At 61.1% G+C, this 24556-nt stretch carries 24 protein-coding genes and 1 tRNA gene; 7 read left to right on the top strand and 18 right to left on the bottom strand.

Annotation, left to right across the window (positions count from 1 at the left end; translation table 11 throughout):
- Position 1: 1 nt before the first annotated feature.
- From deoA to J3O30_RS00965, 9 genes are all read right to left on the bottom strand, one after another.
- Positions 2–1309: a thymidine phosphorylase gene (gene deoA, locus J3O30_RS01005; RefSeq protein WP_207582478.1), complete on the bottom strand. Its 1308-nt coding sequence runs from the start codon at positions 1307–1309 to the stop codon at positions 2–4.
- Position 1310: 1 nt separating this feature from the next.
- Complete coding sequence (deoC, locus tag J3O30_RS01000) at positions 1311–2087, bottom strand: deoxyribose-phosphate aldolase (protein WP_207582477.1); 777 nt, start codon at positions 2085–2087, stop codon at positions 1311–1313.
- Complete coding sequence (locus J3O30_RS00995; protein WP_207582476.1) at positions 2080–2889, bottom strand: purine-nucleoside phosphorylase; 810 nt, start codon at positions 2887–2889, stop codon at positions 2080–2082. Before J3O30_RS00995 ends, deoC begins: the two co-directional genes overlap by 8 nt.
- Positions 2886–3275 (bottom strand): cytidine deaminase, encoded by a 390-nt coding sequence (locus J3O30_RS00990; RefSeq protein ID WP_207582475.1) that lies wholly within the window; start codon positions 3273–3275, stop codon positions 2886–2888. Before J3O30_RS00990 ends, J3O30_RS00995 begins: the two co-directional genes overlap by 4 nt.
- 1 nt (position 3276) lies before the next feature.
- Positions 3277–4248 (bottom strand): ABC transporter permease, encoded by a 972-nt coding sequence (locus tag J3O30_RS00985; RefSeq protein ID WP_207582474.1) that lies wholly within the window; start codon positions 4246–4248, stop codon positions 3277–3279.
- A gap of 10 nt (positions 4249–4258) precedes the next feature.
- A complete protein-coding gene (locus J3O30_RS00980) occupies positions 4259–5362 on the bottom strand; it encodes an ABC transporter permease (RefSeq protein WP_207582473.1) in 1104 nt (367 codons plus the stop codon).
- A gap of 7 nt (positions 5363–5369) precedes the next feature.
- A complete protein-coding gene (locus J3O30_RS00975; protein WP_207582472.1) occupies positions 5370–6881 on the bottom strand; it encodes an ABC transporter ATP-binding protein in 1512 nt (503 codons plus the stop codon).
- 88 nt (positions 6882–6969) lie between these two features.
- A complete protein-coding gene (locus J3O30_RS00970) occupies positions 6970–7962 on the bottom strand; it encodes a BMP family ABC transporter substrate-binding protein (RefSeq protein ID WP_207582471.1) in 993 nt (330 codons plus the stop codon).
- Between the two features lie 316 nt (positions 7963–8278).
- Positions 8279–8596: a hypothetical protein gene (locus tag J3O30_RS00965; protein WP_207582470.1), complete on the bottom strand. Its 318-nt coding sequence runs from the start codon at positions 8594–8596 to the stop codon at positions 8279–8281.
- Between the two features lie 227 nt (positions 8597–8823).
- Here J3O30_RS00965 and J3O30_RS00960 point away from each other — a divergent pair.
- Positions 8824–8913 (top strand) — tRNA-Ser (locus tag J3O30_RS00960).
- A 255-nt stretch (positions 8914–9168) separates the two neighbouring features.
- Here the strand turns inward: J3O30_RS00960 and J3O30_RS00955 are convergent.
- On the bottom strand, positions 9169–9906 hold the full coding sequence (locus J3O30_RS00955) for a hypothetical protein (protein ID WP_207582469.1): 738 nt from the start codon (positions 9904–9906) through the stop codon (positions 9169–9171).
- Between the two features lie 221 nt (positions 9907–10127).
- On the opposite strand from J3O30_RS00955, the gene J3O30_RS00950 reads away from it, so the two are divergent.
- Together J3O30_RS00950 and J3O30_RS00945 are read left to right on the top strand one after the other, a co-directional pair.
- Complete coding sequence (locus tag J3O30_RS00950) at positions 10128–10337, top strand: KTSC domain-containing protein (protein ID WP_207582468.1); 210 nt, start codon at positions 10128–10130, stop codon at positions 10335–10337.
- Between the two features lie 380 nt (positions 10338–10717).
- Complete coding sequence (locus tag J3O30_RS00945) at positions 10718–10957, top strand: CrpP-related protein (protein ID WP_207582467.1); 240 nt, start codon at positions 10718–10720, stop codon at positions 10955–10957.
- Here J3O30_RS00945 and pncB read toward each other — a convergent pair.
- The 8 genes from pncB to J3O30_RS00905 form a co-directional block, all read right to left on the bottom strand.
- Entirely contained in the window at positions 10939–12243 is a 1305-nt protein-coding gene (pncB, locus tag J3O30_RS00940) for a nicotinate phosphoribosyltransferase (RefSeq protein WP_207582466.1), read from the bottom strand. The genes J3O30_RS00945 and pncB overlap by 19 nt on opposite strands.
- Before the next feature lie 187 nt (positions 12244–12430).
- Positions 12431–12796 carry a hypothetical protein gene (locus J3O30_RS00935; RefSeq protein WP_207582465.1) on the bottom strand — a complete coding sequence of 122 codons (366 nt, stop codon included), beginning with the start codon at positions 12794–12796 and terminating at the stop codon, positions 12431–12433.
- A 130-nt stretch (positions 12797–12926) separates the two neighbouring features.
- On the bottom strand, positions 12927–13883 hold the full coding sequence (locus J3O30_RS00930) for a glyoxylate/hydroxypyruvate reductase A (protein ID WP_207582464.1): 957 nt from the start codon (positions 13881–13883) through the stop codon (positions 12927–12929).
- Positions 13884–13891: 8 nt separating this feature from the next.
- Entirely contained in the window at positions 13892–15529 is a 1638-nt protein-coding gene (locus J3O30_RS00925) for an ABC transporter ATP-binding protein (protein WP_207582463.1), read from the bottom strand.
- Positions 15526–16674 carry an ABC transporter permease gene (locus J3O30_RS00920; protein WP_207582462.1) on the bottom strand — a complete coding sequence of 383 codons (1149 nt, stop codon included), beginning with the start codon at positions 16672–16674 and terminating at the stop codon, positions 15526–15528. The genes J3O30_RS00925 and J3O30_RS00920 overlap by 4 nt, the downstream gene beginning before the upstream one ends.
- On the bottom strand, positions 16674–17762 hold the full coding sequence (locus tag J3O30_RS00915) for a microcin C ABC transporter permease YejB (protein WP_207582461.1): 1089 nt from the start codon (positions 17760–17762) through the stop codon (positions 16674–16676). Before J3O30_RS00915 ends, J3O30_RS00920 begins: the two co-directional genes overlap by 1 nt.
- 150 nt (positions 17763–17912) lie before the next feature.
- Entirely contained in the window at positions 17913–19742 is a 1830-nt protein-coding gene (locus tag J3O30_RS00910) for an extracellular solute-binding protein (RefSeq protein ID WP_207582460.1), read from the bottom strand.
- Between the two features lie 16 nt (positions 19743–19758).
- Complete coding sequence (locus J3O30_RS00905) at positions 19759–19962, bottom strand: hypothetical protein (protein WP_207582459.1); 204 nt, start codon at positions 19960–19962, stop codon at positions 19759–19761.
- 46 nt (positions 19963–20008) lie between these two features.
- Between J3O30_RS00905 and mepA the strand changes: the two genes are divergently transcribed.
- From mepA to J3O30_RS00885, 4 genes are all read left to right on the top strand, one after another.
- Positions 20009–21085, top strand: a complete 1077-nt coding sequence (gene mepA / locus J3O30_RS00900; protein WP_207582458.1) for a penicillin-insensitive murein endopeptidase — start codon at positions 20009–20011, stop codon at positions 21083–21085.
- A 111-nt stretch (positions 21086–21196) separates the two neighbouring features.
- Entirely contained in the window at positions 21197–21577 is a 381-nt protein-coding gene (locus tag J3O30_RS00895; RefSeq protein ID WP_207582457.1) for a methylglyoxal synthase, read from the top strand.
- 17 nt (positions 21578–21594) lie between these two features.
- Positions 21595–22620 (top strand): glucokinase, encoded by a 1026-nt coding sequence (locus J3O30_RS00890; protein WP_207582456.1) that lies wholly within the window; start codon positions 21595–21597, stop codon positions 22618–22620.
- Between the two features lie 148 nt (positions 22621–22768).
- Complete coding sequence (locus J3O30_RS00885; protein ID WP_207582455.1) at positions 22769–24556, top strand: ABC transporter ATP-binding protein; 1788 nt, start codon at positions 22769–22771, stop codon at positions 24554–24556.

The raw sequence follows: 24556 nt of genomic DNA, 5'->3' as shown, positions 1-24556 counted from the left end.
ATCAGATCCGGGTCGAGATCACCGGCGGCAGCTCCGGCTTTTCCTTGGTGATGCGGTAATGCGCGGCGAGTGCCGCCGCTGCCCGTTCCGCCGCCGCTTCGTCGGCGGCGTGAACCAGCGCGATCGGTTCGCCGGCGCTGACACGGGTGCCAAGCGGCAGAAGCTCGGAGAAGCCGACGCGATGATCGATCCGGTCGGCCGGATGGCGTCTTCCGCCGCCGAGATCGATGACGCTGATGCCGATACCGCGCGCGTTGCAGGCGGCAAGCCAGCCGGACCGAGGGGCGAGAACAGGTTTTTCCGCAGGCGCCCTGGCCAGATATTTGCCGGGGTTTTCGATAAGATCGGCCGGACCGCCGAGCATGGAGACCATGCGGGCGAAAACCTCGGCCGCCTGTCCCGATGACAGCGCCTTGCGCGCCATCCCCTCGCCTTCATCAGGGGAAGGTGCAATGCCCGATTTCACCAGCATCTCGGCGGCGAAGGCAAGAATGACGGTTTCGAGCCGCGTGTCCGCCTTCCTACCCGCCAGGAAATCCAGGCAGTTGCGCATCTCGACCGCATTGCCGGCTGCATCGGCGAGCGGCTGGTTCATGTCGGTGATCAGCGCCGAGGTCTTCACGCCTGCGCCATTGGCGACCTCGACCAGCGACTGCGCCAGGATCTCCGCCTGGGCACGGTCGGCCATGAAGGCGCCGTTGCCGACCTTGACGTCCAGCACCAGCGTCTGAAGCCCGGCCGCAAGCTTCTTCGACAGGATGGAGGCGGTGATGAGGGGAATGGAATCGACGGTTGCAGTCACATCGCGCACGGCATAGAGCCGGCCGTCGGCAGGCGCAAGGGCCCCAGTCTGGCCGATGATGGCGCATCCGGCCTCCTTCACGACCTTGTGGAACAGGTTCGCATCCGGGGTAATCATATAGCCGGGAATGGATTCGAGCTTGTCCAGCGTGCCACCGGTATGGCCAAGGCCGCGCCCTGAAATCATCGGAACGGCGAGACCGCAGGCCGCAGCGATCGGCGCCAGCATCAGCGAAACATTGTCGCCGACGCCACCGGTCGAATGTTTGTCGGCGATCGGGCGGTCGATATCGGCCCATTGCAGCCTGTCGCCGGAGTCGGCCATCGCCAGCGTCAGGGCGACGGTCTCGGCCCGCGACATGCCCTTGAACCAGACGGACATGGCGAAGGCGCCGATCTGGCCTTCCGACAGCTGACCGGCAGCGAGTGCTGCGATGAAGGACCGGATATCGTCGGGGTCGAGCTCGTCGCCATCGCGCTTACGCCGGATGATCTCCTGCGGGATCATCTCAATAGCTCGACGCCGCAGCCGGTGCAGACTGTGTTCCGCTCAGAACCGCCAGGATATCGTCAAGCAGACTGGAAGCGCCGAAACGGAAGGTCGACGGCATCGCCCAGTCGGGCGCCATGATGGTTTCGGCAAGACTCAGATAGAGCGCGGCATCAGCCACCGAACCGATGCCGCCGGCTGGCTTGAACCCGACCTTGCGGCCGCTTTCGCGAATGGCGCGGATCATGATGTCGGCGGCCTCGAGTGTCGCATTGACGGCGACCTTGCCGGTAGATGTCTTGATGAAATCGGCGCCGGCGTCGATGGCGAGTTCAGAGGCGCGGCGGATCAATGCCGCATCCTTCAACTCGCCGCTCTCGATGATGACCTTCAGAAGGACAAGGCCGGCGCATTCGGCGCGCACGGCCCTGACCATGTCGGTCACCGCCTTCTCATTGCCGGAAAGCAGCTTGCGATAGGGGATGACCAGATCGATCTCGTCGGCGCCGTCGGCAATCGCCTCGCGTGTCTCGGCGGCGACGTCGGCCACTTCCATATCGCCGGAGGGGAAGTTGACGACGGTAGCGATGCGCACGGCATGGCCGATGCCGAGGATATTGCGGGCCTGAGCGACGAAGCGCGGCCAGATGCAGATTGCAGCGCTGTTGCCGTAGGGCGTCTGCGCGCGGGCGCAGAGCACATCGATCTGCGCCTCGGTGCAATCGTCCTTCAAATTGGTGAGATCGAGAAGGGAAAGGGCGACAGCCGCCGTTTCCCGGATGGAATGGCTATTCATCTTTACTTCCTCCGGCCGCAATCATGTCTTTCAATATGGCGGCGAGACGGGCGCCGCCGATGGGCGCCATGTCCTTGGTTTCTTCATGGCTGAGCTCATTGCCGGTCATGCCAGCCCCATAGTTGGTGATAACCGAGGCGGCGGCAACCCTCAGGCCCAGCATTCTTGCAATGATGACCTCGGGCACCGTCGACATGCCGACGGCATCGGCACCGAGGATGCGGGCCATGCGGATTTCGGCGGGCGTTTCGAAGCTCGGGCCCGAAAACCACATATAGACACCGCGCGCCAGCTCGATTTCGAGTTTGGCCGCTGCCCTTTGCATCGCCCCAGCAAGGCCCGCATCATAGGCATTGGTCATACCGACGAAACGATGGTCGCTTTCCTCGCCGATCAGCGGGTTCATGCCGGAATAGTTGATGTGATCGGTGATTTGCATCACCGAACCGGGCGGCAGGTCGTCGCGTAGCGATCCGGCAGAATTGGTCAGGATCAGCGCTTCGACGCCGAGCGCCTTCAGCACCTCGATCGGCAGGCGCATGGCGCTGGCATCGCCCTTTTCGTAATAATGCACACGGCCGGAGAGCATGACGATAGGCACGCCTCCAAGGCGGCCGGCGACGACTTCGCCCGCGTGACCGGAGACGGCACTGACGGGAAAGCCCGGCAGGTCGCGATAGGGAACACGCACGGCGCCGTCCAGCTGGCCGACCAGGGAGCCGAGACCGGAGCCGAGCACGATGCCGTGGCGCGGCTTGATGCCGCCGAGCAAAGCGGCAAGCAGGTTGACTGTCGCCTTCATCCGAGTTCGGTCTCGAAGCTGAAGGGAAGAAGCTCTTCCATCGTCATCGTCTTCTGCACGCCTGCGTCATCACAGAGATAGATCTTCGTCTCCTTGGAGGCGAATTCGGAGATCTTCTGGCGGCAACCGCCGCAGGGCGGGCAGAGCGGCAGCTTCTCGGCAATGACCGCCATTTCGACGATCTTCTTGGCGCCGCCCATGATCATGGCGCTGATCGCCGTCGGCTCGGCACACCACCCTTGCGGAAAGGACAGGTTTTCGATGTTGGCGCCGGTATAGACCTTGCCGTCCTCGGCGCGGATCGCCGCACCGACCGGGAATTTCGAATAGGGCGCATGGGCAAAAGCCATCGCGCCGCGGGCGGCTTCGAACAGGTCGTGGGACATATCAACGCTCCTTCGTATAGGGCACGCCGCCGGCTTTCGGCGGGGTCGCGACGCCGATGAAGCCGGCAAGCAGGACGCAGGTCAGGATATAGGGCAGCGCCTGAAAGACCTGCACTGGCACTTCGCCGATCAGCGGCACCTGCTTGCCCTGCATGAAATTGGCCAGCGCATCGAGGAAGCCGAAGAGCAGGCAGGCAAACATCACCGGCACCGGCTTCCACTTGGCGAAGACGAGGGCGGCGAGCGCGATGTAGCCCTTGCCGGCCGACATGTCCTTGATGAAGGCGGCGGACTGGGCGATTGCCAGATAGGTGCCGGCAAAGCCGCAGAGGATGCCGGCGCACATGACGGCGCGGTAGCGCAGCCAGGCGACCGAGATGCCGGCCGTATCCACCGCACCGGGGTTTTCGCCGACGGCGCGCAGCCGCAGGCCGAAGCGGGTGCGGTAAAGCACCCACCAGGAAAACGGCACGGCAAGAAAGGCGAGGTAGGTCAGAATATTGTTGCCCGATATGACATTGGCATAAAGCGGGCCGAAGATCGGTATGTCGCGGGCGGCATCGGCACCCGGCAGGATGATCGGTGCGAAACGCGCATCCGGCGACAGCTGCGGCGTGCGCCCGCCTTGGCCGAACCAGGCCTGACCGAGCACGATGGTGATGCCGGCGATGAAGAAGTTGATCGCCACACCCGAGACGATCTGATTGCCGCGGTTGGTGATCGAGGCAAAGCCATGCACCAGGCTGAGCGCCACCGAACAGACGATGCCGGCACCGAGCCCGAGCCAGGCCGAATCGGTGAGATAGGCGATGCAGGCGGCAGCAAAGGCCGAGCCCAGCATCTTGCCCTCAAGGCCGATATCGAAGATGCCGGCGCGTTCCGAAAACAGACCGGCAAGGGCGGTGAAGATCAGCGGGATCGACAGGCGGATGGTCGAGCTCAGAACGCTGATGAAGATGTCATAATAATCCATCGCCCGCTCCTTAACCGCGCTTGAACTGTTGGTAGAGCCGCACCATCGCCGGCCGGAACATGTATTCCAGCGCGCCGGCGAAGAGGATCACCAGACCCTGGATGACAAGGATCATCTCGCGGGTGATGTTCGGCATTTCGAAGGAGACCCAATCGCCACCCTGGTAGAGGATGCCGAACAGGATCGCCGCCATGATGATGCCGAGCGGATGGTTGCGGCCCATCAGCGACACGGCGATGCCGACGAAGCCGGCACCACCGACGAATTCCACCTGCAGGCGGGCCGACGAACCCATGACGGGGTTCAGCGCCATCATGCCGGCAAGGGCGCCGGAGAGCAGCATGGCGACAATGACCGTGCGGGCATAGGGGATGCCGGCATAGTCGGCCGCCGTTCGGCTGACGCCCAGCGTGCGCATCTCGAAGCCGAGCTTGGTGCGCCAGATCAGGACCCAGACAAACCAGGCGGCAAGAAGGGCGATGATAAAGGAGACGTTGAACGGCGCAGCACCCAGCTTGGCTCCGAACGTCGTCATGAGCCAACCAAGCTTTGGAAGCTGCCCTCCCTCAAGGAAGGTGCGGGTTTCAGGCGCCATCTTGCCCGGCACGATCAGCACGTGCACCAGCAGATACACCATGAGGGCGGCGGCGATATAGTTGAACATGATCGTCGTGATGACGATGTGGCTACCGCGCTTTGCCTGGAGGAAAGCGGGGATGAAGGCCCAGGCCGCACCAAAGAGACCTGCGCCGATGACGGCGATCGGCATCGTCACATACCAGGGCACGTAACGATCGAGCGCCAGTGCCACCAGCGCGCAGCCGAGACCGCCGACATAGGCCTGGCCTTCGGAGCCGATGTTGAAGAGGCCGGCATGGATTGCCACCGCGACGGAGAGGCCAGTAAAAATGAAGCTCGTCGCATAGTAGAGCGTGAAGCCGATGCCTTCGCCGTTGCCGAGCGCGCCCTCGAGCAGCAGCGACAGCGCGTCTAGCGGGCTTTCGCCGATCAGCCAGACGACAAAACCGGAGATCAGGAAGGCGACGACGAGGTTTAAAAGCGGAATCAGGCCGTAGTTGATCCAGTGTGGTAGCGGAACGGAAGCAGTGCTCATAAAGGCCTCACGCGGCAATGCCGGCCATCATCAGGCCGAGGGTCTGTTCACCGGCATCGGGCGTCTTCTCGCCGACCACATGGCCGGCAAACATGACAAGGATACGGTCTGAAAGGGAGCGGACTTCATCGAGTTCGACGGAGACGAGCAGGATCGCCTTGCCGGCGTCACGCATTTCGATGATCCGGCGGTGGATGAATTCGATGGCGCCAATATCGACGCCGCGGGTCGGCTGGCCGATGATCAGCATCTTCGGATCGCGCTCGATCTCACGGGCAACGACGATCTTCTGCTGGTTGCCGCCGGAAAAATTCGCCGTCTTCAGCCGCGGGTTCGGCGGACGGATATCGTATTTCTCGATCATCTCCATCGCATCCTTGCGGATCGCTTCGAGATCAAGTAGCGGACCTTTGCTGTAGCCCGGGCGCCGGTGATAGCCGAGCACGGAATTTTCGTATTCCTCAAATTTCAGCACCAAGCCCATGTGGTGGCGGTCTTCGGGAATATGGGCGAGACCGAGTTCGCGCAGGCGGGCGGGATCGGCCTTGTCGATCGTCTGGCCGTCGAGAAGGATTTCGCCGGAGGTCGGCTTGCGGATGCCGGCAATCGCTTCCAGCAATTCGGACTGGCCGTTGCCGGCAACCCCGGCAATGCCGACGATCTCGCCGGCGCGCACGTCGAAGGAGACATTGTCGACCATGGTGACGCCGCGATTGTCCTTGACCGAAAGGTTGCGGACGGAGAGCACGGCGGCGCCGGGGTTCGCCTCGCCTTTCTGTACGCGCAGCAGCACGCGGCGACCAACCATCAGCTCGGCAAGCTCCTCCACCGTCGTTTCCGCCGTCTTGCGGGTCGCGACCATCTCGCCGCGGCGCATGACCGAGACGGTATCGGTGATCGCCATGATCTCGCGCAGCTTATGGGTGATGAGGATGATCGTCTTGCCCTGGTCGCGCAGCACCTTGAGGATGCGGAAGAGGTGATCGGCCTCTGCCGGCGTCAACACGCCGGTGGGTTCGTCGAGGATCAGGATCTCGGCGCCGCGATACATGGCTTTCAGGATTTCGACGCGCTGCTGCAGGCCGACCGGAAGCTCTTCGATCAGCGCATCCGGATCGACCTCGAGACCGTATTCCGTTTCCAGCCGCTTGAGTTCGGCGCGGGCCGATGCAACACCTCTCGCCAGCAGCATGCCGCCTTCGGCGCCGAGCATGATGTTCTCAAGCACCGTGAAATTGTCGACCAGCATGAAATGCTGGTGCACCATGCCGATGCCGGTGGCGATCGCCGCCTGGCTGTCGCGGATGGTGACGGGATTGCCGTTGACGCGGATCTCGCCGCTATCGGCATGGTAGAAACCGTAGATGATCGACATCAGCGTCGATTTGCCGGCGCCGTTTTCGCCGATGATGCCGTGGATCGTCCCCCTGGCGACGGTGAGGTTGATGTCCTTGTTGGCATGGACGGCACCGAATTTCTTATCGATGCCGACAAGCTCGATAGCGGGCTTATCTGTCACTGCAGGCTCCAAATAAGAAAAGGGCGTATGGCGAAAATCCCCTCCGCCATACGCCCGATCTCAATCGTCGATCATTTCCGGGCGCGGATCACTTCGGGCAAGCGTTGTCCGAGGTGTAATCGTGAACCTTGATGGTCCCCGCGATGATATCGGCCTTGGCCTTGTCGACGGCCGCCTGCATTTCCGGCGTGATCAACGACTTGTTGTTGTCGTCGATCGCTGCGCCGACACCCTCTTCCTTGACGCCGAGCGCCTGGACGCCACCGGTGAACTTGTCGTTCTTAGTGTCGGTATAGGCGTTGTAGACGGCGAGATCGACGCGCTTGACCATCGAGGTCAGAACAGAGCCCGGATGCAGATGGTTCTGGTTGGAATCGACGCCGATCGAAAGCTTCTTGTTGTCGGCGGCCGTCTGCAGAACGCCGAGACCGGTAGCACCAGCTGCCGCGTAGATGACATCGGCGCCCTGATCGATCTGGTTCTTGGTGAGTTCGCCGCCGCGAACCGGGTCATTCCAGGCTGCACCCGTGGTGCCGGTCATGTTCTGGAAAACTTCGACATCGGCCTTGGCGGCGCGTGCGCCCTGTTCATAGCCACATTCGAACTTGCGGATCAGCGGAATGTCCATGCCGCCGACGAAGCCGACCTTGCCGGTCTTCGATGCCATGCCGGCGAGAACGCCGACGAGGTAAGAGCCTTCTTCTTCCTTGTAGACCACCGAGCGAACGTTCGGTTTATCGACGACGGAGTCGACGATGATGAACTTGGTGTCGGGGAATTCGGCTGCGACCTTCTCGATGGCCGAGGTCCAGGCGAAGGAAACGGCTACCACCGGATTGAAACCGCGGCTTGCAAAGTTGCGGATGGCCTGTTCGCCCTGGGTGTCGCCCGTCGGCTCGAAGTCGCGATAGGCAATGCCGGTCTCGGCCTTGAACTTCTCGGCGCCGTTGTAGGCCGCCTCGTTGAAGGACTTATCGAACTTCCCGCCGGTGCCGTAAACCAGCGCCGGCTTGACATCGGCAGCGAGCGCCGTCGTCGACATGGCAGCCACGGCAAGGAGAGTGAGAAGGGTTTTTTTCATTGTGCAGCCCTGTTGTTGCTATTCGTTAGGGGTCCTCCCGCAAGTCCTTTTCGGACATGTCTGCGGAACCACCGACCTCCCCCCGGAGGCCTGGCTGCGTGCATCCTTGCATGGCTCACGGAAAAATTCACCAGAAATTTTTCAGCTGGTAAAGATTTGCAGCGATTGCCGAAAATCCGTTCTTCGGGGCTGATTTTTAGACATTTCCGTCGTCGGGATGCGAAATTTCCAGCCAATCCGGCAGCCATGTCGGGGCTACGGAAACAATGGAGGCCGATCGGATTCCCGGCCGGGTCGCGGCGGCAAAAGGGCTTGCCTATGCGGTGAAGCGACCAGCCACCGGCGGCTTCTTATAACCGATCATCCAGAGAAGCAGCGCGATCACCAGGAAAACGGCAAAGGCCGGCTGGAGCATCAGCCATTGGAAGATGAAGGTGTAGAACCGCGGGTGGACATAGTAGGAAAGGGAGGATTGCAGCGACATGAGGGTTGTCGGGCTCACATCCTGCCAGGCATCGGAGATCGGCGTCATCACCACTGAGGACGCTGCAACCGATTGGATCGAATCGATGGTCCCGGCAATAACGGCCGCCGCAAGCGCGACAAGGCTGGCCAGACGCAACAGGAAACGCATCAATTCCTCCGACGCTCGTTATGCCAGACAATTCCGGCCGGCCGCGCCATTCTCCACCTTGAGAATTACATAGTCATCGATGATGTGAAGCACAATGGACGGGTCGAGGCGAGTTTTATCTGAAGAAGTCAAAAAACTGTTAGATTTCGGTTGATCGACAAAAATTCATCGGTATATATCGCGCCGTTCCGACGATTTGCTCCTATCCAGGCGCGAACGCCAAAGAAGGACAGGTGGCCGAGTGGTTTAAGGCGCACGCCTGGAACGCGTGTGTACGTGAAAGCGTACCGTGGGTTCGAATCCCACCCTGTCCGCCATACCGCAAGGGGACCCCTTGCATCTTCAGCGACACCGCAAGATTCGAGAAAATCGATTGCGTGCCCGAAGGCGCGTACCCGGAGAACAGTCTGCGCTTGCAGACATCTGCGCTTCTCACCTGACCATGACGAAACCGACTCGAAGAAGCTTGAGGCTCCGACTTGTGGGACAGAACTCAAAAGCCTTTTCGCTCAGCCGCCCGGCGATCGAATTGCCTGCCAAGAACGATCCAACGTGATCACGGTTACGGATACCTATTGGAAAATTTCCGAGATCTCGCTTGTCGCTGAGATTGTATGAAGCCCTCCCTCGGACATCTGAAATTTGCGAGCCAGAACGATGGAGGCATAGCATATTCCAAATGTCCCTAGGCTTTGCGAAACAATAAGCAGTGCCAAAGCCGCGAGGCTTATTTTTCCACCCTGAAAAACAGCAGCCGCTTGGTATGACATAGACGCCGCTATGGCCATCAATAGAAACGGAACGATAGAGGGAAGAATAATCCCGGCAAACAGGCGCAAAAAGGTTGGAACGAAGCCATGTCGGCCCCTGGCAAAGGCATCTGCAAGTCCGCTGGTTGAACCTGCAATTCCGGCAGTCGGCCAGGTTCCGACAAGGGCGAGGAGCGACGGATAGCTAATTGCGAACAGCCCGCCGCATACCAGTACAAGTCCACCCGTCGACAAGGAAGCGGCGCCGAAGGCGAGAGGGAGGCCGATTACGATAGCCATTACGACAAGCACAATGAGGAAATTTTTCCAGATGTAGCTGCCAAACCCAACCATCCCTCGGTTGATCTGCACTCGTTCCGTTCCGCTCAATATGGTATTTTGGGCACAATATCCTAAATATAGCGCAACAAAAAACTGAGTTGAACCGCCACGACTGCTCTCATTGTACTCAGAAAATACTATGACCGCGCAACTTATTGCAACAACAAAACAAATAAGAAACAGATTATGCCTTAGGAAGGAAATCGTGTCACTCAGCATTGTCACCCCTGCTAGCCTGCCGCTCGCTGCCGAGTCGAGATATCGTCATCAAAATACAGCGCTGTCAAATGCAGGGCGCGTCATCAACGTGCTGGGAACCAAGAATATGTCGACGGCCCACAGCGCGTCGAACGATTCCTGATTTTTTACCATGCCGCTTCACCGCGTCTTTGCACGTTTGGGTTTATCTTCTGCCAAACTAAAACACGGAGATTAAACAGGTGGAAGAACTGTCGGTAAAGTCGAAGATCATCAAGTCCGTCTATTTCAGCCAGGAAGACGCGCGGCTCAGGATTTGCTTCAAGAATGGGGAGGAGCGGCTGTTCGAAGGCGTTCCGTCCTCGGAAGCCCATGCGATGACAGTGGCGCCGTCTCCCGGCCATTATTACCTCGACCGGATCAGAACCCGGTTTCGGAGACTGGCTGCCTGACAAGCGGAGGCGCCAGCTTACGTCCCGGAATGCTCCCGATCGGGACAGGTCCGGTGGATATTAACGGCCCTTTAACCCTCCCTGTTATCCTGGTTGGATCGCGTCGGCCGGAAGGCGGCAACGTGTCGGCGCTGCCGGCTTGTTCAGGGTCGGCTAGCCGGGAGGCTCGGTGGCGGACCCCAGCCAGAAAGCCGGGCCTCCCCGTCACGCTATTTTCGTTGATCGTGATCGCATGATCCCGGGTCGTTGCGGTCTCCGTTACCCCTGAACTAGCGATTTGGGGCTAATCCTGTGAAAAACTCCAATCATCGAATCCGGACTCGACAATGTTTTATTAGCATGATTGCATAAATCTATCGGATAGGACCAAGGGGGTGACGATGTTCGAGACTCTGCTTGAGATGCAGGAGCGTGGCGTACGGGACCGTGCGCGTGGCCGCAGCTTGGCCGACAATCCGATGTCGAAGCCGGATATTCTGCCGATCACCGATTTCCAGGAATGGTACTCGATGTTTGACGCCTGGCGCTTCGGCTGGTCGATCGAGGATGCGATGGCGGGGCAAAGCAATGCGCCACGGGATGGCGGCGCATTGTCGCTCGCCTACACCAGAACGGTCTGATCGATCCTGTCCTCGGCGCCGAAGAATTTCAGGTAGCGCTCGACCTCTGCGGGGTCACCCGTCGCCTTCTGCGGATTGTCGGAGAGCTTGACCGCCGGACGGCCGTTGGCGTCGCTGACCTTGCAGACGACCGAGATCGGGTTGAGGCCGGATATTTCGATCGGCGCACAGCCGGAAAAATCGTTCGTCAGGTTCGTGCCCCAGCCGAAGCTCATGCGCACGCGGCCTTCGAAATGCCGGTAGGTATCGATGATGGCGTCGACATCGAGACCGTCGGAGAAGATCAGCAGCTTCTGGCGCGGATCGCGACCCATTTTCTTCCACCAGTCGACAATCTTTTCACCGCCTTCGATCGGCGGGGCACTGTCCGGGCGAAAGCCGGTCCAGTCGGCGACCCATTCCGGCGCGTCGCGCAGGAAAGCGGCAGTGCCGAAAGCATCCGGCAGGACGATCAGAAGGTTGCCGCCATAGAGCTTGTTCCAGTCGCGCAGGATCTTGTAGGGCGCGTTGCGCAGCTGCTCATCGGTTTGCGCAAGGGCGGCAGCCACCATCGGCAGTTCGTGGGCATTGGTGCCGACGGCCTCGAGATCGGAATCCATCGCCAGCAACACGTTGCTGGTGCCGGTAAAGGCCGGGCCGATGCCTTCCTTCAGCGCTTCGACGCACCAGCGCTGCCAGAGGAAACTGTGACGGCGGCGGGTGCCGAAATCGGAAATGCGCAAGCCCGGCAGTTCCTTCAGCCGTTCGACCTTCGACCACATCCTCGCCTTGGCGCGGGCATAGAGCACATCGAGGGTGAAGGGACCGAGCGCCTTCATCGCCGAGCGCGACCGCAATTCGTTGACGATGGCGAGCGCCGGGATCTCCCACATGGTGGTTTCCTTCCAGGCCCCATGGAAATCCAGTACATATTGACCGTCCTTCTTCGACAGCTCGTATTCGGGCAGCTGAAAGTTGGAAAGCCAGGCGAGGAATTCCGGCTCGAAGATCTGGGCGCGGCCATAGAAACTGTTACCCGCCAGCCAGATCATCTCCTTCTTGGCGAGTTTCAGCGTGCGGGCGTGATCGAGCTGTTCGCGCAATTCGCCTTCGTCGATCTCATCGGCAAGGCGCACGCGCTTGGTCCGATTGATGAGGGTAAAAGACGCGTTCACGTCAGGATAAAGCTTCCAGATCATCTGCAGCATCAGAAGCTTATAGAAGTCGGTATCGATCAGGCTGCGAACGATCGGATCGAGTTTCCAGGCGTGATTGTAGACGCGTCTTGCAATATCGGTCCTGGCCATAAAATTCCTGCCCCTGTCCACTCCGGTCAGGTGCTGCCAAATTCCCGGCTATTGCCAAGTCCGGGCCGGCGCACGAACCGGCTCGTGCGCCTTCTTATCGAAAAATCGACAGACAAAGTCCAGATAAAACAACAAGCATCCCGCGGCGCGAATGGCGGCGGGATGCGAGAGGTCATTTACCGAATGCTTATTGGGCCGGCGCTACGGGTTGGGCCGGCGCTGCAGGCGTGACACCAGGGGCGGCCGGCTTAGTGTTTGGCGTCTCGGTCGGAACCGCAGTGCCGTTTTGCAGCGTTGGCGCAGGTGCCGTGGCAGGCTGCTGCGACTGCAGCTGCTGGCCGGGCTGCTGCGGCGCCACCTCGTTTGCTTCGCGCTTGCCCCAGATCTCCACCGGGATCCAAACCACGAAAGCCAACACCAGCGCGGCGAGCAGCACCAGCAGGATGCGATAACCCGTGCGCCCCTGCCTCGCCTTCACCGGGGGGATCTGCTCTTCCTCGTGAAGCTTGCCCTCAGACTTTTCCCAGCGTGTTTCCGTCTGATGTGCCATCATCGTATCCTTCCGCTGTCTTGACGGGCCGATCCGGCCCGAGAATTCCACAGGGAAACGGGTGGCCGTCTGGAAGGTTCCGGGGGCCTAGATCCGGATGATTTTAGGCGCTGACAGGTTTCTGCATGACGCTCTAATAGCCGACGGCGCGGTCGACCACGAATTGCAGCGGCTCGCCGCGCTCGAAACGGGCGATCTGCGTCTCGACATGGCGGAACAGCGCGTTTTCTTCGGAGACCGCCGCGTCGTGCGGCGTGATGAAGACGTTCTCCAGTTCCCACAACGGGTTGTCGAGCCCAAGCGGCTCCACCTCGAAGACATCCAACGAAGCGCCGCCGAGGGTGCCGTCGCGGATCGCGGAAACGATATCGGCTTCGACCTGGCTCTTGCCGCGGCCGGCATTGATGAGGATCGGGCGCCCGAGCGCGCCGTCGCAGCGCAGCTTTTTGAATAGCCCGCTATCATAAAACCCCGTCGTCTCAGCGGTGAGCGGCAGCAAGCCGACAAGGATGTCGGTCCTTGCGAGGAACCCGTCCAATGCGCCGGCATCAAAGGTTTCGACGCCGTCGATCTCCTTGCGGGTGCGCGACCAGCCGATGACGTTAAAACCCATCACCTTCAGCTTGGCGACCACATCCAACCCGAGAATGCCGAGGCCCATGACGCCGACCGTCACCTCCGCCGCTTCCGGCGCGATCAGCTTGGCCCATTGGCGCTGCCGTTGGTGGCTGTCATGGGCATATTGCCCCCGCAGATGCATCAGGCACTGCATGACCACCCATTCGCTCATGCGGGTCGTCAGGCTGCGATCGACGAAACGGACGATCGGGATCTCCGGCAGACCGTCCATGCCGATAATATGGTCGACGCCGGCGCCGCCGGAGAAGATCACCTTGAGGTTTGGCGCCCGTGCGAAAAGGTCGGCATCCGGCTTCCAGAGCAGCGCATATTCGGCCTCGCGGAGATCGCGCATCCGATCGGCCGCATCGGCGAGATTGATGCTGCCGCGATCGGAAAAGGCCGTCTTCAACACGCGGGCGACGCCTTCGGGATTGAACTTGATATCGACGAGAACGGGAGGTGTCGGCATGATCATCTTTACTGCTGCACGGCAGGCGTCGGCACCGCCTCGATGTTGAAAGCGGCCGCCATCAGCGCCCTGGTGTATTCGTCCTTCGGCGCGCGGAAGATTTCCGATGACGGGCCCTGCTCCACCACCTTGCCAAATCGCATGACGATGACGTCGTTGGCGAGCGCCTTCACCACCTTCAGGTCATGACTGATGAAGAGATAGGCGAGATCGTGCTTCCTCTGCAGATCGCGCAAGAGATCGACCACCTGGGCCTGCACGCTCATGTCGAGCGCGGAGGTTGGCTCGTCGAGCATGACGAAGCGCGGTTTCAGCACCATCGCGCGGGCAATGGCGATGCGCTGGCGCTGACCGCCGGAGAATTCGTGCGGATAACGCCAGCGGGTCAGGGGATCGAGACCGACTTCCTCCAGCGCCCAGCAGACGCGCTGGTCGCGCTCTTCCGATGTCAAAGAGCGCTCATGGACCTTCAGCCCTTCGGCGACGATATCGCCGACCGACATTCGCGGGCTGAGCGACCCGTAGGGATCCTGGAAAACCACCTGCAGCTGGTTGCGCAACGGCCGCATCTCGCTGAACGAATAGCCGGCTATATCCTTGCCGACGAAGGCAATTCGCCCTTGCGAGGAAATCAGCCGGGTGAGCGCCAGGCCAAGCGTGGTCTTGCCGGAACCGGATTCGCCGACGACACCGAGCGTCTGCCCGGCACGCAGCGAAAGATCGATGCCGTCGACCGCCTTCACGTGATCGACGACGCGGCGCATCAGCCCTGCTTTGATCGGGAACCAGACGCGAATGTCGGAACCTTCCATCACCATCGGCTTTGCGGGATCGGCAAGCGGCGGCTCGCCGCGTGGTTCGGAGGCGAGGAGGTGGCGGGTATACTCGTGCTTCGGATTGGCGAAGACGTCCTCGACCGTTCCGGTTTCGACGATCCTGCCCTTGGTCATGACGCAGACGCGATCGGCAAATTTACGCACGATGCCGAGGTCATGGGTGATGAACAGCATCGACATGCCGTGCACGGCCTTCAACTGCCGGAGCAATTCGAGGATTTGCGCCTGGACGGTGACATCGAGGGCGGTGGTCGGCTCGTCGGCGATCAGCAATTCCGGCCGGTTGGCGAGCGCCATTGCGATCATGACGCGCTGGCGCTGGCCGCCGGAGAGCTCGTGCGGATAGGCCTTCAAGCGCTTCTCAGGCTCGCGGATGCCGACCTGGTTCAACAGTTCCAGTATGCGCTGGCGCGCCGGCTGGCCGGTGAGGCCCTGGTGCAGCGCCAGGATCTCGGCGATCTGCTTCTCGATCGAATGAAGCGGATTGAGCGAGGTCATCGGCTCCTGGAAGATCATGGTGATGTCGTTGCCGCGCACTTCGCGCAACGCCCGTTCCGACGCTTTCAGAAGGTTCTTGCCCTTGAACAGGATCTCGCCGGAGGGATGGCTTGCCGAGGGATAGGGCAAAAGCCGCAGGATCGAGTTGGCCGAGACCGACTTGCCGGAACCGGATTCGCCGACCAGCGCCACGACCTCACCCTTGGCGATATCGAAGGAGATGTGATCGACAGCAAGCGAGGTCTCGCCGCCCTGATGAAAGGCAACAGAGAGATCGCGGACGGAAAGGAGCGGTTCTGTCATGTCACTCATTGAAACGTCTTCCTCGGGTCGAAGGCATCGCGCACTGCTTCGCCGATGAAGATCAGCAGGGAAAGCATGATCGACATGGCGAAGAAGGCCGTCAGCCCGAGCCACGGCGCCTGCAGGTTGCTTTTGCCCTGAGCGATCATTTCACCGAGCGAAGGGGAGCCAGGCGGCATGCCGAAGCCGAGGAAGTCGAGCGAGGTCAGGGTGGTGATCGAGCCTGAGAGGATGAAGGGCAGGAAGGTCAGCGTCGCGACCATGGCGTTCGGCAGCAGGTGGCGCCACATGATGGTGCGATTGTTGACGCCGAGCGCGCGGGCGGCGCGGACATATTCGAAATTGCGGGCACGCAGGAATTCGGCTCGCACGATGCCGACGAAGCCGACCCAGGAAAAGAGCAGCATGATGCCGAGCAGCACGAAGAAGCCGGGCGGCAGCAGGGCCGCGATGATCAGTAGGATGTAAAGCACCGGCATCGACGACCAGATTTCAATGAAACGCTGCAAAAGCAGATCGGTCCAGCCGCCGAAATAGCCCTGCACCGCACCCGCGGTCACGCCGATGATCGCCGAGCAGATGGTCAGCACCAGGCCGAAGAGCACCGAAATCCGGAAACCGTAGATGACGCGCGCCAGCACGTCGCGGGCCTGGTCGTCGGTGCCGAGCCAGTTGAGATTGCCCAGCGTGCAATCCGGATCGTTCACGGCCTGCGGATAGCCGGCGCAGCGCTCCTCCCTGGTCATCAGCCAGAAGGGGGCAGTCGGTGCCGAATGCGGAATGTTTGAGTTGACCGAGCGGTAGGAATAACGGATCGGCGGCCAGATCATCCAGCCATTGGCATTGATCTCATCCGATATCACCGAGGAACGGTAGTCGGTCTCGGCGAGGAAGCCGCCGAACTTCTCCTCGGGATAGTCAATGAGAACCGGCAAGAGGATCTCGCCCTTGTAGGAGGCGATGATCGGCCGGTCGTTGGCGAGGAACTCGGCAAACAGGCTGAGGACGAACAGCAGCAGAAACAGCCACAGCGCCCAGTAACCGCGGCCATTCGCCCGGAAATTCTGCCAGCGACGGATGTTGGTCGGCGACAGCAGGCCCTTGCGCGGCGGCTTGACGGGCGCTGCAACAGCAGGATTTGCGGCGGCGTCCATCAGACATCCCTCCGCTCGAAATCGATGCGCGGATCGATCCAGGTGTAGATCAAGTCGGAAACCAGGCTGACCGCGAGGCCGAGCAGCGAGAAGATGTAGAGCGTGGCAAAGACGATCGGGTAATCCCGATTGATGACCGAGAGATAGCCGAGACGGCCGAGGCCATCCAGCGAGAAGATGTTCTCGATCAGCAGCGAGCCGGTGAAGAAAGCCGAGATGAAGGCGCCGGGAAAACCAGCGATGATGATCAGCATGGCGTTGCGGAAGACATGACCGTAGAGCACCTGCCGCTGGTTCAGGCCCTTGGCGCGGGCAGTGACGACATATTGCTTCTTGATCTCCTCGATGAACGAGTTCTTGGTCAACAGCGTCGTCGTGGCGAAGGCCGACAGCGAAAGCGAGATCAGCGGCAAGGTGAGATGCCAGAAATAGTCGAGCGGCTTCTGCCACCAGGCCAGCTGGTCGAAATTATCGGAGACCAGGCCGCGCAGCGGAAACCAGTCGTAGAAGGAGCCGCCGGCAAAAAGCACGATCAACAGAATGCCGAAGAGGAAGCTTGGTACGGCATAACCGACGACGATGACGCCGGACGTCCAGACATCGAAGGTCGATCCATCCTTGATCGCCTTGCGGATGCCGAGCGGGATGGAAATCGCATAGGAGAAGATCAGGATCCAGATGCCGAGCGAGATCGACACAGGCAGCTTCTCCTTGACGAGTTCGAGCACGGAGGTATTGCGGAAGAAGCTCTCGCCGAAATCGAAGCGGATGTAATTCCACATCATTTCGCCAAACCGCGTCAACGGCGGCTTGTCGAAGCCGAACTGCTTTTCGAGCTTGGCGATCAGTTCCGGATCGAGGCCCTGGGCGCCTCGATATTTAGAGCCTTCGTCGTTACCGCCGCCGCCGAGAAGATCGCCACCGCCGGACAGACGCTGGTCGGCACTGTCGGCCTGACCGGTCAATTGGGCGATCACCTGCTCGACGGGGCCGCCGGGGGCGAACTGAATGACGGTGAAGGAAATCGCCATGATCCCGATGATGGTCGGGATCATCAATAGCAGGCGGCGAAAGATATAGGCGCCCATCAGCCTTCAGCCTCCGGGAATGATTTTTCTGCCTGCCCGCCGTCCAGTCCAATGCCGCTCAATCCGTCAGCCTTCCGTTGCCGGCCCTGCCGACGTGTCGTGATTCGCTCGTGCCATTTGGAGCCCAGGACCCCTGTATTGCAAGCCCGCTCATTTTGCCGAGGTCGACCACCAGGCATCGGGGAAGCCAAGGCTGTAGGCCGGAAACTCGGCCGGATGCGTGACGGTGTTCCAATAGGCGATGTTGTAGGTATCACGGTAGAACAGCGGGATGACGTAGTGATTTGCAAGCAAGACCCGGTCCATGGCCTTGATCGCAGCGACCTGTTCGTCGCGGTTCGGCGCGAAGATAATCATGCGAATGAGCTCATCCACGGCCGGGTTGGCAATGCCGGCGTAGTTGCGAGAACCCTGCTGGTTGACCGAGCCGGATCCCCAATAGTCGGCTTGCTCATTGCCCGGATTCATCGTCTCCGCCCAGACATTCCAGATCATATCGTAATCAAAGCTGCGTTCGCGGTTGACAGCTTGCGAAGCGTCGACTGTCCGAACCCGCGCATCTATGCCGATTTTCTTGAGATTGCTGGCATAAGGCACCGCCCAGCGCTCCAACATGGCGCTCGACAACAGTATCTCGAAACTCATCGGCTGGCCGGTCTTGGTATTGACCATGCGATTGCCCTTTAGCTCCCAACCGGCTTCTTTCAGAAGAGCAATCGCCTTGCGGAGGTTGTCGCGGCTCTTCTGCGGATCGCCGCCGACGGGATTGGTGTACGGCGTTGTGAAGACCTCCGGGGGAATCTTGTCTTTCAGGCCTTGCAGTAATTCGAGCTCACGCCCCTGCGGCAGACCGGAGGAGGCGAGGTCGGTGTTCCAGAAATAGCTGTCGATGCGCTTGTAACTGTTAAAGGCAACGGTGCGGTTCAGCTCCTCGAAATCGAGGCCGTAGTTCAGCGCCTCGCGGACCCGCTCGTCCTTGAAGAGGTCACGCCGCATGTTGGGTACGAGCGCTTGCAGGATGCCGGTGGAGCGTAGCGGATTTGCAACCTCCTCTTTTTTGACGCGTCCTTCCTTGACTGCAGGAAAATCATATCCCGTCGCCCAGCGGGCAGCCGTAGTCTCCTGCCAATAGTCGCTATTGCCGGCGCGAAAGGCTTCGAACTCGACATCCCGATCACCGAAATAGGTGTAGATGACATTGCGGAAATTGTTCTGGCCGACATTCACATTGAGATCCTTACCCCAATAGTCGTCACGCAGTTCATAACGGATCGTGGCGCCGGGCGAGAAGGAAGCAATCTTGTAAGGCCCGGAACCCATCACCGGCTCCAGAGTCGTCTTGGTAATGTCGCGCGGCTTGCCATCCGGTCCGGCCGCCTCCCACCAATGTTTCGGCACGATCATCAACTGGCCAAGAATGTTTGGCAGTTCGCGGTTGTTCTTCTCGTCGAAGATGAAGGTGACGTCCCGATCGCCGGTCTTTTCCGCCTTGACGACGTGATGGTAATAGTTACCGGCGAGGGGGTTCAATTCCTTGGTCTTGTCCAGGCTGAAGATGACGTCTTCGGGCGTTACCGGCTGACCATCTGCCCATTTCGCCTCCTTGCGCAGGCGAAATGTCGCGCTGGAGACGTCAACGGGATAGGATAGCCCCTCGGCAAGCAGACCGTAGGAGACCAGGAGTTCGTCATCTGCCGGCTTCATCAACGTGTCGTAGGCAAGCGACAGACCTATCGCTGTTTGGCCTTTTGCCAGCAGAGGGTTGAAGGTGTCGAAGGCGCCGCTTGCTGAAAGGCGCAGATCTCCGCCTTTCAGTGCATCAGGATTGACATAGTCGAAATGCGCAAAGCCCGGCTTGTACTTCATCTCGCTGATGACGGAGCTGCCGATCTTAAAGGGCTGGTCCTGACCCGTTGCCGTCATGGGCGCCAAGGCCCCCGCAAGCGATAGAAATACACCGATCTTCGACCACAGAGCCATTCACGCTTTCCCCTGATTATTGATGGGTTCGACAATACGAAAAATACCGGCGAAAAACAGGAGAGAGTTTGGTTTTTGCCGGGCACGCGAAAATTTGACCTGGCTCGGCCGCGTCAAGGTTGAAAGCGTCAGCGGGATCGGGCGAGCGCTGCGGCGATCCGTCACCGCCTGCGGCGATCCCCGCCAGCCAAATCATCGATTCACCAAAATCGCTTTTCACGATAGATTCGACGCAAATCACTTCGGCAGCGGTTCAAGGAAATAGTATGGCTTTCGGCTTCGCGCAGGCTTTCAGGAGATTCGGCAAACTGACGCTTGCCGGCGCAATCGGCGCAGGCCTTGCCGCCGGCGATGTCGGCGCTGAGCAGAAGACGCCAAGCCCAGGCAGCGCCAAAGGCCAGTTCGGCGCCGTCAGCATGCCGACCCAGGGGTCGGCGCAGCCGATCGGCTTTTACGCCAAGGGCTGCATGACCGGGGCGGTGGCGCTGCCGACCGACGGGCCGACCTGGGAGGCGATGCGGCTTTCGCGCAATCGCCGCTGGGGCAATCCGGCGATGATTTCGCTGCTCGAACGTCTTTCTGAGGACGGGGCCAAATATGCCGGCTGGCCGGGTATCCTCGTCGGCGATATTGCGCAGCCGCGCGGCGGGCCGATGTTCAACGGTCATGCCTCGCACCAGATCGGCCTCGATGCCGATGTCTGGTTTACGCCGATGCCGGCGCGCCGCATGACGGCCAAGGAGCGCGAGGACCTGCCCTTCACCACGATGCTGCAGAAGGACAAGTTCCTGACCGTCGACCCGAACGTGTGGACGCAATCGCGGGCGCGGCTGCTGATGCTGGCGGCAAGCTATCCCGAGGTGCAACGCATATTCGTCAACCCGGCGATCAAGAAGAAGATGTGCGACACCTGGACGGGCGACCGCACCAATCTCGGCAAGCTTCGGCCGGAATACGGCCATGACTCGCATTTCCACATCCGCATCAAATGCCCGGCCGGTGCGGCCGGATGCACGCCGCAAGCCCCTGTTGCCGCCGGCGATGGCTGCGACAAGTCGCTCGCCTGGTGGTTCACGCCGGCCCCCTGGGCGCCGCCGAAACCGCCGAAGCCCGGCGCCAAACCGCCGAAGCCGCCGCGCGAGATGATGGTTTCGGACCTGCCGAAGGGCTGCGCCGCGGTGCTCGATGCCGCTGCCGTCGCCTCGATGCAGGCCGCCACCTATAGCGGAGCTTCCGCCGCAAGCGCGCTCACCGCCGCTCCGGCAGCAGAGCCGGCCGCCGATCCCGATGGGGCACTGCCGGATGTCGGGCCGGTTCCAAACGACAAGCCGGCGATACAATGAAGGGCGGCCCGAGACCGAGGCGCCGAGGGAGGGCGCGCTGTCTTTCAAATCGCAAATTCTTGGTATAGAAGCGGTCAAATCGATTGAATTGCTTGGGCGGAGATTGGGTTCATGGCCGGCGGCAAATGCCTTGCATTGATTGCGCATGACCAGAAGAAAGACGACATGGCGGATTTCGCCCGCGCTCACCGGGACATCCTCTCCCGCTGGAAGATCGTCGCCACCGGCACGACCGGCGGGCGGGTGCTCGACGCCGCCCCGGATCTCGACGTCACCAGGCTGAAAAGCGGACCGCTCGGCGGCGACCAGCAGATCGGCGCGCTGATTTCGACCGGCGAGGTCGACGCCCTGATCTTCTTCGTCGACCCCTTGACGCCGATGCCGCACGATGTCGACGTCAAGGCGCTGATGCGGCTGGCGATCTTTTACGATATTCCGATGGCGCTCAACCGCGCGACCGCTATAAAACTTCTTCCCACACTCGAAGCCTGATCAGCACGGAACCGGCCATGCCAAAACCGAACAACAGCACCGCTCCGCTGCCTTTCCCGATCCTGATCGGCGATATCGGCGGCACGAATGCCCGCTTCTCCATCCTGACCGATGCCTATGCCGAGCCGAAGCAGTTTCCGAACGTGCGCACGGCGGATTTCGCGACGATCGAGGAAGCGATCCAGCAAGGCGTGCTCGACAAAACAGCCGTGCAGCCGCGTTCGGCGATCCTTGCTGTCGCCGGCCCGATCAACGACGACGAGATCCCGCTGACCAATTGCGACTGGGTGGTGCGGCCAAAGACGATGATCGAGGGCCTCGGCATGGAGGACGTGCTCGTCGTCAACGATTTCGAGGCGCAGGCGCTGGCAGTCGCCGCCCTTTCGGATGAGAACCGCGAACGCATCGGCGACGCCACCGGCGACCTGATCGCCTCCCGCGTCGTGCTCGGACCGGGCACCGGTCTCGGCGTCGGCGGGCTGGTGCATGCCCAACACAGCTGGATCCCGGTTCCCGGCGAAGGCGGCCATGTCGATCTCGGACCGCGCAGCAAACGCGACTATCAAATCTTCCCCCATATCGAGACGATCGAAGGCCGCGTCTCCGCCGAGCAGATCCTCTGCGGGCGCGGCCTCGTCAACCTCTACCACGCCATCTGCGTGGTCGACGGCATCCAGCCGACGATGAAGGATCCGGCCGACATCACCTCGCACGCACTTGCCGGCAGCGACAAGGCGGCCGTTGAGACCGTCTCGCTGTTTGCCACCTATCTCGGCCGGGTGGCGGGCGACATGGCGATGGTTTTCATGGCGCGCGGCGGCGTCTATCTGTCCGGCGGCATCTCACAGAAGATCCTCCCGGCGTTGAAGAGGCCGGAATTCCGCATCGCCTTCGAGGACAAGGCGCCGCATACGGCGCTGCTTCGCACCATCCCGACCTATGTGGTGACGCATCCGCTGGCAGCGCTTGCCGGGCTTTCCTCCTATGCCCGCATGCCGGCGAATTTCGGCGTCTCGACGGAAGGCCGCCGCTGGCGGCGCTGACCCCGGCGCGCAGAGCAATAGAGCGCCCCTTTCGCGTCCTATCCGGACGCGCGGCGCTCTAGCCAAACCAGTCCCAACTCTTTATAGAGCCGGCAAAAGTACGCGTCGCCCCCGCGCCGCGTTTGGTCCGAGACAGGAAACCTCATTTTTGGAAGCGGCGGAAAGCAGAACGCAGAGCGTCAGCAGCGATACCGTAACCGGCATCCTGAAGCGCATCATCGCTGAAAACGGCCGCGATCATCTCTGGGGCTATGTCTTTGCGATTGCCTGCTTGATCGTGGTGGCGCTTTCGACGGCGTTTACCGCGTGGATCATGCGGGCGATCATCGACGAGGCCTTCGCCAACCGGCGCGCCGACGTCGTCTGGATCATCTGTCTTTCGATTTTCATCGCTTTCGTGCTGCGCGGTTTTGCCAGTTACGGCCAGGCGGTGACGCTTTCCAAAGTCGGCAACGATATCGTCGCGCGTTACCAGCGCCGGCTCTATTCGCATCTGATGACGCTTTCGGTCGGCTTCTTCAGCGAGGCCCGCTCTGCCCATATCGCCGCGCAGGTGAGCCAGAACGTCAGCGGCATCCGCGATGTGCTCAACTTGACGATCACCTCGACGGTGCGCGACCTGCTGACCTTCATTTCGCTGCTGGCCGTGATGATCCTCCAGGATCCGTTGCTCAGCCTTGCGGTGTTCATCATGGCCCCGCCGCTGCTTTATGCGCTGCGTTATGTTTCCAAGCGGCTGCGCTCGGCGACGCGCGAAGCCGTGCATTTGAACAGCCACGTTCTCGGCGCCATGCAGGAGACGATCCAGGGCATCGCCATCGTGAAAGCCTTCACGATGGAAGACGAACTGGAACGCAAGGTCACCAAGCTCATCAAGGGTGCCGAAAACAGGGCGAACCGGATTGCCCGGCTTTCCGAACGCACGTCTCCGCTGACAGAAAGTTTCGCGGGCTTTGCCGTCGCCAGCGTGCTGGCCTATGCCGCCTACCGCTCAATCTACTACAATGTGCCGCCCGGCGCCTTTTTCTCTTTCGTCACGGCGCTGCTGCTTGCCTATGACCCGGCCCGCCGGCTTGCCCGCCTGCAGGTGCAGATGGAGCGTGCCGTCGTCAATGCGCGGATGATCTATGAATTGCTCGACATGGAGCCGCGCCAGCGCGACCTGCCGGATGCCCAGCCGCTGACGGTGACGCAAGCCAGAATCGAATTCCGCAACGTTTCCTTCGGCTATGGCAGTGAGAGCGTGTTGAGCGGTGTGAGCTTCATCGCCGAGGGCGGCGCGACCACGGCGCTGGTCGGCCCTTCGGGGGCCGGCAAATCCACCGTCATCAACCTCATTCCGCGCTTCTACGATCCGCGCGAGGGCGAAATCCTGATCGACGGACAGGACATCGCCCACATCACCAAGAAGTCGCTGCGCCAGCAGCTCGCCTATGTCTCGCAGCAGCCCTACCTGTTCGAGGGCACGATCCGCGACAATATCCGCTATGGCCGGCCGGAAGCGACCGATGCCGAGGTGGAAGAAGCGGCCCGGCTTGCCTATGCGCATGATTTCATCTCAGCCCAGCCGCAGGGTTACGAGACGCCGGTCGGCGAAAACGGCGTGACGCTTTCCGGCGGCCAGCGCCAACGGCTGTCGATTGCGCGTGCCCTGGTGCGCAATGCGCCGATCCTGCTTCTCGACGAGGCGACCTCAGCCCTCGACACCGAATCCGAAGCGGCCGTGCAGAAGGCGCTCGACGAGGCGATGACCGGCCGTACCGTCGTCGTCATCGCCCACCGGCTTTCGACCGTGGTGCGCGCCGACAAGATCGTCGTCATGCAGCAGGGCCGCGTCGTCGAGGAAGGCAATCACGAGACGCTTGCGAAGGTCCGCGACGGTCTTTACGCTCGCCTCAACAATCTGCAGAGGCCTTCGGCCTCAGATTCAAACTGA

It is taken from the genome of Rhizobium sp. NZLR1 (assembly GCF_017357385.1).
In the GTDB taxonomy this organism is placed as follows: domain Bacteria; phylum Pseudomonadota; class Alphaproteobacteria; order Rhizobiales; family Rhizobiaceae; genus Rhizobium.
Note: the sequence above shows the minus strand (reverse complement) of the source record. Positions and strands in the feature narration are given on the sequence as shown.